Source organism: Streptomyces sp. UC4497, from assembly GCF_054871485.1.
In genome coordinates, this window is the sequence record NZ_JBTYHB010000006.1 from 299732 (window position 1) to 311799 (window position 12068).

Here is a 12068-nt window from a genome sequence, read left to right on the forward strand (position 1 = left end):
CCGACCACGGCACGGTGGGACCACGGTGCCGCGCAACAGCTACGACAGGCCCCGGCCCCGGCCCCGCTCAGCCCACCGCCAGGTGCCCCGTCTCGTTCCACGACTCCAACGCCGGCTCCCCATACGCCCACCCGAGCACCGACAACGACGTCGGGTTCAGCCGGATCCGCGCCGCGAAGTCCAGCGGGAAACCGAGCCACCGCGCCCCGATCGACCGCAAAATGTGCCCGTGGGCGAAGACCAGAACGTCCCGGTCGGCCGACCGCGCCCACTCCACGACCTCGTCCGCCCGCGCCGTCACCTCCGCGAGCGACTCCCCCTCCGGCACCCCGTCCCGCCAGATGAACCAGCCGGGCCTGCGCTCCTGGATCTGCGCCGGCGTCAGCCCCTCGTACGCCCCGTAGTCCCACTCCATGAGCGCGTCCCACGCACTCGCCCGCTCCCCGAACCCGGCAAGCTCGCACGTCTCGCTCGCCCGCACCAGCGGCGACGTCCGCACCTCCACCCCGTCGAGCCCGTCGTACGGCGCACGCCCGAGTCGCTCACCGAGCAGTTTCGCGCCGCGCCTGCCCTCTTCGAGGAGGGGAATGTCCGTCCGCCCGGTGTGCCGTCCGGACAGCGACCATTCGGTCTGTCCGTGCCGGGCCAACAGGATGCGCGGTGCCATGAGCGGGGCCTCTTTCGAAACTGCAAGCAACTACAAGGGTTCAAGGGTGAACATAGGGCGAGCGGGAAGGATCGCCCCGTCCATCATCGCGCAACCCACAGGGAGGACGCCCGGCGGGCAACCCGCAGCGTGATCGCTGCGTCTAGGAGGGTCAAGGGTCGCCCACGCACAGGCCCATGTACACCGTAAAAGTGAGGCCGTGGCCAGAGGCCGCCGCACGAACGAAGAGGGGGAGCGGCCCGCATGTCGCAGACCGACGAGGCACCGCGCACGGAAGCGATACCCGGCGCCGGGCTCCGCTGGTGGACGGAACTGCCGCTGATCCTCCTGGTGTACGGCGCGTACTCGGCGGGCCGACTGCTCGCCCGTGGCGACGTGGAGCAGGCCGTCGACCACGGCCTCGCGATCCTCCGGGCCGAACAGGCCGTCCACCTCAACCTCGAGCACCCGCTGAACCGTCTCTTCACCCGCGAACCGTGGATCGGCATCCCCGCCGACTTCTGGTACGCCTCGCTGCACTATCTGATCACGCCGATCGTGCTCGTCTGGCTGTTCCGCCGCCGCTCCGAGATCTACCGCACGGCCCGTACGTGGCTGATGACCTCCACGGTGATCGCCCTCGTCGGCTTCGTGCTGCTGCCGACCAGCCCGCCCCGGCTGCTCGCCGCGCACCACGGCTTCATCGACACGATGGCCTACTACAGCTCGTACGGCTGGTGGGGCGGCGCGGCCAGCGCCCCCAAGGGCATGGGCGGCCTGACCAACCAGTACGCGGCGATGCCCAGCCTGCACGTCGGCTGGGCGCTGTGGTGCGGCGTCCTGCTGTGGCGGCACGCCCGCTCCCCGTACGTGAAGGCGATGGGCGTCGCGTACCCGCTGCTCACCACGGTCATCGTGATGGGCACGGCCAACCACTACTTCTTCGACGCGCTCGCCGGGGTCGCGGCGATGGCCCTCGGCCTGCTCCTGACCAAGCCGGTACGGATCGTCGCGGCACGCCTGAAGGACCGCGCGTACACCGTGTTCGCGGGGGCGCAGGCCACCCCTTCCGCCACGCACGCCCCGATTGTCAGTGGAGAATGCCAGACTTCCCAGGGTGAGCGAATTCCCCGACAGCGCAAGGCAGCCGCATCGCAGGACAGCGACGACGGGGCTGCGGCACCGGCTCGCTGAACTGCGCGGCCCGGACCATCCGCCGCGTCCACTGGACGCCCGGGCCCTGGCCGCGCTCGCGGCGAACCCGGGCTGCCGAAGGCGGGCGCTCCTGGACGGCGCGGGGGTCGACAAGGCGCGCGTAGCGGATGCCCTGGGCTCACCGTCCTCGTTCGGCCAGTCCCAGTTCGCCCTGGCCCGCGGCAATGTGTTCGAGGCGCGGGTGAAGTCGGACGGCGGCGCGGAGCTGCTGGGGCTGGTCCACGCGCGCGTGGACGGCACCGCGCCCGAGCCGACGCCCGATGTCGTACGGGCCCCCGACCTGTCGGCGATCGGTCCCGAGGGCCGCACGGCGCGCACCGCGCTCGCCCTCCGGGAGGCCGTCGGGTCGCCGGGGACCTGGACGTTCCTCGACCACCCGATGCTGGCGCTCGACGTGGCGGGCAGCCCGGCGTTCCTGGAGCCGGACGCGGTGGTGGTGCATCCGGACGGCAGCTGGACGGTCGTCGAGATCAAGTCGTTCCCGATGATCGACGGCGCGGCGGACGCGTCGAAGGTGGGCGCGGCGGCCCGCCAGGCGGCGGTGTACGTGCTGGCCCTTGAGGAGGTCGCGGCGCGGATGCCGGACGCGGAGGTGCGGGTCAGGGACCGGATCGTCCTCGTCTGCCCCAAGGACTTCTCGAACCTGCCGGCGGCGTCGGCCGTCGACGTACGTAAGCAACGGTCGGTGACGCGGCGCCAGTTGGCACGCCTGACCCGCGTGGAGGACATCGCGGCGGAGCTCCCGCCGGGCACGGTCTTCGACCCGGAGCTGCCCGCGGCCGAGCTGACGGCGGCGGTCGAGTCGGTTCCGGCGACGTACGCGCCGGAGTGCCTGGCCGCATGCGAGCTGGCCTTCCACTGCCGTGACCACGCGCGCGGGGAGGGCGCGGTGACCGCGCTCGGCCGCCCCTTGCGCGCCGAACTCGGCTCGCTGACCTCGGTCGACGAGGTGCTCGCCGCCGCCCACGGCGAGGCGGGCGACCCCGCGGATCCGACGGTGGCGGCGCTGCGCCGTGCGGCGGCGCTGCGGGCCGAGGCGCTCGGAGGTGCGCACCAGTGAGCCTCATCAACCATCTGGCCCGGCTGGAGGCCACCCGATCGGGCCGCGCCCAGCGCACGGCAACGGTCCGGCACCGCCACTTGTCCCAGCGCCCCCTGGTGCTCGTACCGCTCACGACGGCCGGTGAGACCGGCGCTCCGCTCGGCGCGCTCGTCGGCACCGAGCGCACGTCACCGCGCCTCCTGGTCGTCCCGCAGCCCCGCGACCGCGACCTCCGCTTCGCGTTCCTGACGCAACTGGCCGATGAGGTCCTGCCGTACATCGACACGTACGCCACCGATGTCGAGGCCGCGGAGCGCAGCGAGGTCGACCCGGAGACCGGCAAGAAGGTCAAGGTCGAGGTCGAACTGTGCGCGGACGCACCGCAGTTGATCGTGCCGGGCCGCGCGGGCATCGAGTTCCTCCGTCTCCTCGGCCGCTCCATGCGCTTTCGCCGCACCGCCGAGCAGGACCCGGAGACGCCCTACCCCGCGCCGCCGCACGTCCCGCTCCTCGGCCGCTGGCTCACGCACTTCGGGGAGCGGGCGCGGGTCCCCGGCTCCGCCCTGCTCCTCGCGATGACCGACCTGCTGTCGCGGCACTGGGCGACGGGCCAGTCGAGCCTGGAGGACCAGCACTTGGGCGCGCTGCTCGCCTGGATCGAGGCACCGGAGGGCACCTCGGGCGCGGCGGCCGCGCTCAGCGCCGAGCTGGACCGCGACCGGCACGGGCAGCTGCTCTGCCCGCCGGCGGGTCCCGCCACGGACCCCGCATTCGACAACAAGCTGCTCGCGCCCGCGATCGAGCGCTACGACAAGGCCCGTACGCGGCACGCGGCCGCCGAGGACGCCGTCGAGGCGGAGGGCCGCCTCGCCGAACTGACCGCGGCCGAACGGGAGATCAACGCCCTGGTCGAGTCCCGTACGCGGCCCACGTGGGACGCGGTGTGGCGCGGCCTCGACCAGCTGTGCACGCTGCCCGAGGGCGCGTACGCGGCGGAGCGCTGGACCCGCGACCGCTGGTCGTTCACCGGGCACCGCGACCGGGTCCTCGCGGGCGAGCCCCCGCAGCCGCGCCGCGACGACGCGGTGACGGCGGCGAACAAGCTGGCCACGCGCGAGCGCGAGCAGGCCCGCCTGGACGCGCAGGAGGCGCTGGACGACCCGCTGGTGATGGCGGGCCGCCGCCTGGCGGGCGAGGCGTTCACCGGTGAGGTGACCGAGGTGGTGGCGGCGTACAACGAGAAGAAGCGGCCCCGCCCGCTCGTCACGCTCCGCACGCAGGACGGTCCGCGCCTCGGCGTGGGCGTGAAGGTGTACCGCACCCTCGAAGGCAAGCCGCAGACGGCCGAGTTCGTGGGATACGAGGACGAGGGAGCCGAGGGTGCCGAAGGCGGGGACGCCCCCGTCGTACTGCGGATCCTGGACAAGATGGGGCGCGGCAAGGAGCCGGCCGAGGGCTCGCTTCCGGAGAAGGGCGAGCAGGTGTGCTGGACGCTGTTCGAGCACGAGCAGCGCGGCGGCCCCAAGCTGCCGGAGCCGGAGGAGACACCGTGGACGCACGGCGGCCCGCCTGGGACGGGCGCGGAGTCGCCCGACACCGTGACTTCGGAGGACGTGCTGTGACCACGACGACCATGACCACGACCACCGCCCTCAGCCCGTCGGACGCGGCCGGGCAGGCGACCGCCGCCATCCTCCACGACACCCTGCACGGCACGGCGCGCGGCATCGTCGTCGACTCGCCTCCCGGCGCAGGAAAGTCCACCCTCGTGGTGCGCGCGGCGCTCGAACTGGCCGACGCGGGCCGCCCGTTGATGATCGTGGCGCAGACGAACGCTCAGGTGGACGACCTCGTCCTCCGCCTCCACGCGAAGAACCCGGAGCTGGCCGTCGGCCGGCTGCACAGCAGTGACCCGGACGCGTACGAGAAGGCGCTCGACGACCTGCCGAACGTCCGCCTGTCGACGAAGGCCGGCGACCTGGCCCCGCTCCCGATCGTCGTCTCGACGGCCGCGAAGTGGGCGCACGTCAAGGACGTCGAACCGTGGCCGCACGCGATCGTCGACGAGGCGTACCAGATGCGTTCCGACGCGCTGCTCGCCGTGGCGGGGCTGTTCGAGCGGGCGCTGTTCGTGGGCGACCCGGGGCAGTTGGACCCGTTCGCGATCGTCGGCTCGGAGCAGTGGGCGGGCCTGTCCTACGACCCGTCGGCCTCGGCGGTGTCGACACTGCTCGCCCACAACCCGGATCTGCCCCAGCACCGCCTCCCGGTCTCCTGGCGCCTCCCCGCCTCGGCGGCGCCCCTGGTCTCCGACGCCTTCTACCCGTACACGCCCTTCCGCAGCGGCACGGACGAGGGCGACCGGGAGCTGAACTTCACGGTGCCGTCGGACGGTTCGGGCCCGGACCTGGTCATCGACGAGGCGGCGGCCTCCGGCTGGGGCCTGCTCGAACTGCCCGCCGCGCACACGCCGCGTACGGACCCGGAGGCGGTACGGGCCGTGGCCCAGGTGGTCCGGCGACTACTCGACCGCGAGGGCGTCACTCGCTCCGAGTCCGGCGAGGGCTCCCTTACGGCCGACCGGATCTGCGTCGGCACCGCGCACCGCGACCAGGCGGCGGCGGTACGGGCGGCGCTCGCGGACCTCGACGTCCAGGACGTCACCGTCGACACGGCGAACCGGCTCCAGGGCCGCGAGTTCGACGTCACCGTCGTCCTGCACCCACTGTCCGGACGCCCCGACGCGACGGCGTTCCACTTGGAAACGGGCCGCCTGTGCGTCCTGGCCTCCCGGCACCGGCACGCGTGCGTGGTGGTGTGCAGGGCCGGGGTCGCGGACCTCCTGGACGAACACCCGTCGGCGGACCCGGTCCAACTCGGGGTGACGGTGAAATTCCCGGACGGCTGGGAGGCAAACCACTCGGTCCTGGCCCGCTTGGCGAAACACCGGGTCAGCTGGTCAAGCCCCTCCGGCACATCGGACCAATCAAGCCCCTCCGGCGGATCGGGCCAATCAAGCCCCTCCGGCGATTGAGGAGCGGGGTCCGGGGCAGCGCCCCGAATCTTTTACCCCGGACCAGCCCCACCCCACCACCCGCCCCCCGGCGGAGCCCCCCGCCCTCTTGCGGGCCGAAGGACAATGGAAGGTGGCCCGACACCGAACCGCGGGTCACCCCGGCAACAGGAGGCCGCACAATGGCGGAGCCCGACCGTACTCACCAGCCCCGGCTGCGACCCGCCCCGCTGATCTTCGAACCCGCGGAGGCGTCCGCCGACCCGGAGCACTTCTTCGACCTGGAGTCCATCGAGGACCCCCGCGACCTGCTCACCCGGGCCACGGAGCTGACGCACGCGTTCCGCTCCGCGGCGGACCGGTCCATGGAGTTCCAGGCCGTCGCCGCGGCGCAGCTCGCGGACCCGCGCCGCTTCGACCGGCTCACCACGGCGGACATCGCGGAGCGCGCGGACTGGACCGAGGACTATGCGAAGAAGATGGTCGAGTTCGGCCGCGATCTGCTGCGCGGGGCCCAGGACCGGACGACGTAAACGAGGCCGCGTCGGGGCCGCATCACGGGACCCTAAAGATCATTTGGCATATGCCAGGTGGGCAAGATACTCCACCCCGCCCGCCCCTGTCCCGATTTTCCGCAACCCTTGGCGATCGCCCCCTCACCGCCTGTAGATGTATGAGGCATGAGCACCGCGACGCCTCCGTACTCCCTCCGCGCCCCGTCGGCTACGGCCCCTGGCGCGCGTGACCACTTCGACATCTGCGACGTCACCCCCGAGGGAGCCGCCTGGCTCGCCTCCGCGGGGGCGTACCCCCGCTCCACGCTCGCGCACTGGGAGGCGCGGCCCACGGCCCCCGTCGTCCTCCCCTGCGGATCCGTCTTCGACGTGGTGAACGTGCCGGCGATCTTCGGCCGGCGGATGTTAGACCGTCTCTGGTCCGAGGGGCCCGGCTCCGGGCCCGTCGCCACGCACCGGGGCCGCATGCTCCTGTTCACCGCGCCGGGCACGGCCCAGCGCCTGCCGTCCCTCCTCCACTGGGAGGAGTGGGGCCACGCGGTGCCGCCGCTGCTGTACCACGGCGCCGGCGACGCGGTCACGGGCCCGGCCCCCACGACCAACGCCGCGCTCCGACCCGACCAGCGCCAGGAGTCCCGCTGGGTCGTCGCCCCCGACACCCGTCACCCCTGGCTCCCGGGACCCGAGGTCATGCGCTGGGCATGCGTCCGGGCGGCTCGCGCGAGTGCGCAGGCGGCGGTACGTATTTCGATTTTTCCTGCCCCGGATCCTGATGCTAATGTCTACGACGTCAACCGGCGCCATTAGCTCAGTTGGTTAGAGCAGCGGACTCTTAATCCGCGTGTCCGGGGTTCGAGTCCCTGATGGCGCACAGACCGAAGGCCCTCGCTTCCGCGGGGGCCTTCGTCGTTGTTGCTTCAAGCCCCGCGCTCGGACGAGAGCCAGCGGGGCCCGGGGCAGAGCCCCGAGGCCGCAACCACGGTGCCGTGTGGGATCACCCCGCCGTCGTCACCTTCACCGTCCACGCCCCCGAACCCGTACGGCCCTCCGCCTCGACGCGGATGTCGTCGCCCGGCACCGTGAAGGTTTCGCCCACGCCCACCGGGGCGTCGGCCAACGGGGGGTAGACGGATTCGCCGTAGCAGGCCTCCGTGCGGGGGTGCGCGTCGAGGACCTCCATGGGGCCGCCCCCGGACGGGGAGTCGCTGCGTACGCGGTAGACGAGAACACCCCGGCTGCAGGTCGCGGCGTCATTGCCGGAGCCACCTCGCGCCTCCAGGGCGATGGCACTGTCGACGCCCGTGCGGATGACGGCGAGCTTGGTGCCACCGCCCGTACCGAACGGGGAACCCGGCCCCCGCGACCCCGTACTCAGCGGTTCCAGGGTCAACCGGGTCTCACCACTGCGCTTCACACACGCCACCTGCCGCCGCTCCAGCCACCCCAGCTTCCACTTGTGCCAGCCGAACAGGTCCGGCGAGAGGCCGAACTGGCTGCCCATGACGTCCCAGTCACCGACGTACGTGTCCCAGTCCCCCTTGCCGTCGGTGGGCCGGTGGTAGAGGTCGGGCAGGTCGAAGACGTGACCCGTCTCGTGCGCGAGGACATTGCGGTCCGGCGGGTGCCGCTCGAAGACCGTCACGATGCGGCGGATGTCCGTGCCGTCCGCGCGCATCGGCCGGTCGAAGTTCACGACCTTCGTCGCGTCGGAGTCGACGCCCGGCGCGTCCGGGTCGGCGACGAAGTACACGACGTCGTACTTGCTGAAGTCCGTGTGCGGATCCGCCGCCTTCAGGGCGTCCTGCAGATACGCGCTGCGGTGCGCGGCGTCCCAGTCGCGCTGTATGGCGTACGCGGTCGAGGCCTGCGGCATCTGGACCCACTGCCGCTGCGGATGCGGCACCAGGGAGAACTTCCCGTACGAGGCCCGGTCGAAGAAGCGGCTGGTGGACGGGAAGTAGTCGGAGGCCAGCTCGTCGGGCGTGGTCAGGGGCTGCGAGTCGGGAAACGAGAGGAAGACCATCACGGCGTTGAGGGTCTTCTTCGGCTTCGGGTACGCCGGGTTCCAGGTGTCCAGGCCCTCGGAGTGGTGGGCCGCGGTGCGCTCCAGGGCGCAAGGCCCCGCGAACGGTACGGCCGCGGCCGGCCCGGCGACGAGCCCCATGGCCGCCACGGCCGCGAAGGCGGTGAGCCCCGCCGCGAGTGCGCGCGGGCGCGGCTTGTCCACTCCCGCGAGTGGCTGCGGACGCGGCAAGTCGACCTCCGGGACGGGAAAGCGGGACACCCAACCCAGAATGTTGGTGTTTGATGTGACTTGCCCTGTTTATCTGGCCCGGACGAGTGACCGGACGACACTCCGGTCGATCACGGAACGTCACAGTCGATCGCCTGCGATCGGGCCATGACAGAAGGTCGGTCCCCGGCGAGCAGAAACGATCTACCGGGGAGGGGTTCGGCGGCCCGGAACCCGGATGCACCGCGATCCAGGCTGGATAGGCCGTCCGACCTGCCTCTATGATCGGCACACTTTCCAGCCGGGACCCGGCGCAGCAGACCACGCAACCATCCGACGCACCACGGGAGCGAGCGGTGAGCGCACAGCCCGAAGGGCCCACGACCGCGCGCCGGGTGGCCCCGCCCGGCCTACGCCACGATCCCCTCGCGGGGATCCAGGGGCTCACTGAGACCTCGGAGATCACGGAGGGTGATGACGTGGGGTCGGCTTCACGGCCCCCTTCCGCCCAGGCCCTCTACCGGCCGGCGTTCGCGACGTCACCGCTGGCCATGGCGGTCGTCGACCGCGAGGGCGCGATCGTCGGCGCCAACGACGCCGCGTGCGCGCTGCTGTGCGGGGAGGACGCCGAACAGGACACCGGGCAGCTCGCCGGCCGCTCCGTCGACGAACTGCTGGACCTGCACTCGGACCCGCGCACCGCGGACGCCTACCAGGAGATCCTGCGCGGGCGGCAGGCCCGGCTCAGCCGCACCCGCCGCCTCAAGCACCCCTCGGGCCACTCGATGTGGCTGCGCGTCACGGTGTCACCGCTCCCGGACGCGGAGGCCGTGCTGCTCTCGCTCAGCGACATCACCGCGCACCGCGGCCTCCAGGACCGGCTGCACCACCTGGAGCTGCACGATCCGCTGACCCGGCTGCCCAATCGCGCGCTGTTCTTCGAGCGCGTCTCGGCGGCCCTGGAGTCCGGGACGTGCGAGAGCACGGGGGCGACCGGGCGCGTGGGGCTCTGCCTGCTCGACCTCGACGGGTTCAAGGCGGTCAACGACTCCCTCGGGCACCCGGTCGGCGACCGGCTGCTCGTCGCCGTCGCCGAGCGGCTCACGCACTGCGCGGACCGCGCGCAGAGCACCACGGGCGCCCCGCTGGTGGCCAGGCTCGGCGGCGACGAGTTCGCGCTGCTCGTCGAGGACTCCACCGGTACGGAGCAGGTGGCCGAGCTCGCCCGGGCCGCGCTGGACGCGCTGCGGGAGCCCTTCGACCTGGCCGGTGAGCAGGTGTCGGTCTCCGCCTCGATCGGCGTGGTCGAGCGGCAGGTCACGGGCGTCAGCACGACGGCCCTGATGCAGGCGGCCGACACCACGCTGTACTGGGCGAAGGCGGACGGCAAGGCCCGCTGGACCTTCTTCGACCCGGAGCGCAATGCCCACCGGATGACCCGCCAAGCCCTGTCGTCCAGCCTGCGGCCCGCGGTCGACCGGGGTGAATTCGCCCTGGAGTACCAGCCGTTGGTGGAGATGGCGGACGGTGCGCTGCGCGGGGTCGAGGCGCTGGTGCGCTGGCGGCACCCGCAGTTCGGCCTGCTGACGCCGAATCGGTTCATCCCACTGGCCGAAGAGGACGGCTCCATCGTCGAGTTGGGGCGGTGGGTGCTGCGGACGGCCTGCGCGCAGGCGCGGCGCTGGCAGGTGGAGCACCCCGAGACGCCGCCGGTCTTCATGAGCGTCAATGTGGCGGTGCGTCAGATGTGGGACTCGGACCTGGTGGCGGACGTCGCGCAGATCCTCGCCGAGACCGGACTCCCGCCGGAACTCCTCCAGTTGGAGCTGATCGAGTCCGCCGTGATGGGCTCGACCGGGCGGCCGCTTCAGGCGCTCCGGGCGCTGAGCGACATGGGTGTGCGCATCGCCATCGACGACTTCGGCACCGGGTACTCCAACCTCGCGTACCTCAGCCGGCTGCCGGTGTCGGTGCTCAAGCTCGACGGGGCGTTCGTGCGGGGGTTCCAGGACGACGGTTCCGCGCCCGCGGAGCCGGCGGACGCGATGATCGTCGAGGCGCTCGTGCAGCTGGCGCACCGGCTCGGGCTCACCGTGACCGCCGAGTGCGTGGAGACGGCGGAGCAGGCGGAGCGGCTGCGCCGGCTCGGGTGCGACACCGGGCAGGGGTGGCTCTACTCGCGGCCGGTGGCGGCGGATCGTATCTCTGGGCTCCTGGCCGAGCGCAAGTGAAGCGCAGATGATCCGCCGCCGGGGAGCGGTCAGGGGCGCGGCAACTCGTAGGCGTCCGCGATGAGTTCGTAGGAACGCAGGCGTACGTCGCCGCCGTGGGCGTTGGCCGTGAGCATCAACTCGTCGGCGCCCGTGCGCTTTTGCAGCTCGTCGAGGCCGGAGCGGACCTCGTCGGGGGTGCCGTGGATGACGTTGGAGTTCCAGGACTGGACGAAGTCCCGCTCCATCTCGTTGAACTGGTACGCCTCCGCCTCCTCGGGCGTCGGCACGAGGCCGGGGCGGCCGGTGCGCAGCCGGACCATGTTGAGGGCGGCGGCGAGCACCTGGCGGCGGGCCTCGGTGCCGTCGTCGTCCGTCGCGAGCGCCGATACGCCGATGAGGGCGTAGGGCTCGGAGAGGATCTCGGACGGGCGGAAGTTCTCGCGGTACAGGTCGAGCGCCGGGATGGTGTTCTGCGCCGAGAAGTGGTGCGCGAAGGCGAACGGGAGGCCGAGGGTCGCGGCCAGGCGGGCGCTGAAGCCGGAGGAGCCGAGGAGCCAGACCGGCGGGCGGTTCGGGTCCTGTACGCCGCCGGGGGACGTGGCCTGGACGGGGCCGGGGACGGCGTGGATGCGGGAGTACGGGTGGCCGTCGGGGAAGTCGTCGTCGAGGAAGCGGGTGAGCTCGACGAGCTGCTGCGGGAAGTCGTCGGCGCCTTCGTTGAGGCGGTCCGATCGGCGCAGGGCGGCGGCGGTCGCGCCGTCCGTGCCGGGGGCGCGGCCGAGGCCGAGGTCGACGCGGCCCGGGGCCATCGCCTCCAGGGTTCCGAACTGCTCCGCGATGACCAGCGGGGCGTGGTTCGGGAGCATGACGCCGCCGGAGCCGAGGCGGATGCGGTCGGTGTGGGCGGCCAGGTGGGCCAGGATCACGGCCGGGCTGCTGGACGCCACGCCGGGCATGGAGTGATGCTCGGCGACCCAGTACCGGTGGTACCCACGGTTCTCCGCGAGGCGGGCGATGTCGACGCTGGTGCGGAGGGCGTCGGTGGCCGTGCGGCCCGCTCCGACGGTGACCAGGTCCAGGACGGAGAGGGGGGTCGGGGCAGTGCCCTGGGCTGCGCCGCGGATCACGGGTCCTCCTGCGTACGTACGGGTGTATTGCTTGACCCCGTGGTAACGGAGGCCTACTCCGCTT

General features: G+C 72.4%; 10 protein-coding genes and 1 tRNA gene. 8 read left to right on the forward strand and 3 right to left on the reverse strand.

Features of this window, described 5'->3' with window-relative positions; genetic code table 11:
* Nucleotides 1-67: 67 nt before the first annotated feature.
* The gene (locus tag ACYSUO_RS11725) at nucleotides 68-667 is read right to left on the reverse strand and encodes a histidine phosphatase family protein (RefSeq protein ID WP_461775996.1); all 600 of its coding nucleotides are present in this window, start codon (nucleotides 665-667) and stop codon (nucleotides 68-70) included.
* Nucleotides 668-910: 243 nt separating this feature from the next.
* On the opposite strand from ACYSUO_RS11725, the gene ACYSUO_RS11730 reads away from it, so the two are divergent.
* The 7 genes from ACYSUO_RS11730 (at nucleotide 911) to ACYSUO_RS11760 (ending at nucleotide 7302) form a co-directional block, all read left to right on the forward strand.
* Nucleotides 911-1840, forward strand: a complete 930-nt coding sequence (locus tag ACYSUO_RS11730; RefSeq protein ID WP_461775997.1) for a phosphatase PAP2 family protein — start codon at nucleotides 911-913, stop codon at nucleotides 1838-1840.
* A complete protein-coding gene (locus ACYSUO_RS11735; protein ID WP_461775998.1) occupies nucleotides 1764-2921 on the forward strand; it encodes a hypothetical protein in 1158 nt (385 codons plus the stop codon). Before ACYSUO_RS11730 ends, ACYSUO_RS11735 begins: the two co-directional genes overlap by 77 nt.
* Nucleotides 2918-4525, forward strand: a complete 1608-nt coding sequence (locus tag ACYSUO_RS11740) for a hypothetical protein (RefSeq protein WP_461775999.1) — start codon at nucleotides 2918-2920, stop codon at nucleotides 4523-4525. The genes ACYSUO_RS11735 and ACYSUO_RS11740 overlap by 4 nt, the downstream gene beginning before the upstream one ends.
* Nucleotides 4526-4536: 11 nt before the next feature.
* Nucleotides 4537-5937, forward strand: a complete 1401-nt coding sequence (locus ACYSUO_RS11745; RefSeq protein ID WP_461776029.1) for an AAA domain-containing protein — start codon at nucleotides 4537-4539, stop codon at nucleotides 5935-5937.
* Nucleotides 5938-6098: 161 nt separating this feature from the next.
* Nucleotides 6099-6449, forward strand: coding sequence for a hypothetical protein (locus ACYSUO_RS11750; protein ID WP_461776000.1), 351 nt, complete (start codon nucleotides 6099-6101; stop codon nucleotides 6447-6449).
* A 147-nt stretch (nucleotides 6450-6596) separates the two neighbouring features.
* Nucleotides 6597-7238, forward strand: a complete 642-nt coding sequence (locus ACYSUO_RS11755; RefSeq protein WP_461776001.1) for a bifunctional DNA primase/polymerase — start codon at nucleotides 6597-6599, stop codon at nucleotides 7236-7238.
* A tRNA-Lys gene (locus ACYSUO_RS11760) sits at nucleotides 7229-7302 on the forward strand. Before ACYSUO_RS11755 ends, ACYSUO_RS11760 begins: the two co-directional genes overlap by 10 nt.
* A gap of 123 nt (nucleotides 7303-7425) precedes the next feature.
* Here ACYSUO_RS11760 and ACYSUO_RS11765 read toward each other — a convergent pair.
* Nucleotides 7426-8715, reverse strand: coding sequence for a M6 family metalloprotease domain-containing protein (locus ACYSUO_RS11765; RefSeq protein WP_461776002.1), 1290 nt, complete (start codon nucleotides 8713-8715; stop codon nucleotides 7426-7428).
* Nucleotides 8716-9020: 305 nt separating this feature from the next.
* Here ACYSUO_RS11765 and ACYSUO_RS11770 point away from each other — a divergent pair, with 305 nt between their 5' ends.
* Nucleotides 9021-10895, forward strand: a complete 1875-nt coding sequence (locus ACYSUO_RS11770; RefSeq protein WP_461776003.1) for a putative bifunctional diguanylate cyclase/phosphodiesterase — start codon at nucleotides 9021-9023, stop codon at nucleotides 10893-10895.
* 29 nt (nucleotides 10896-10924) lie between these two features.
* Here the strand turns inward: ACYSUO_RS11770 and ACYSUO_RS11775 are convergent, their stop codons facing one another.
* The gene (locus ACYSUO_RS11775) at nucleotides 10925-12004 is read right to left on the reverse strand and encodes an LLM class flavin-dependent oxidoreductase (protein ID WP_461776004.1); all 1080 of its coding nucleotides are present in this window, start codon (nucleotides 12002-12004) and stop codon (nucleotides 10925-10927) included.
* Nucleotides 12005-12068 lie beyond the last annotated feature (64 nt).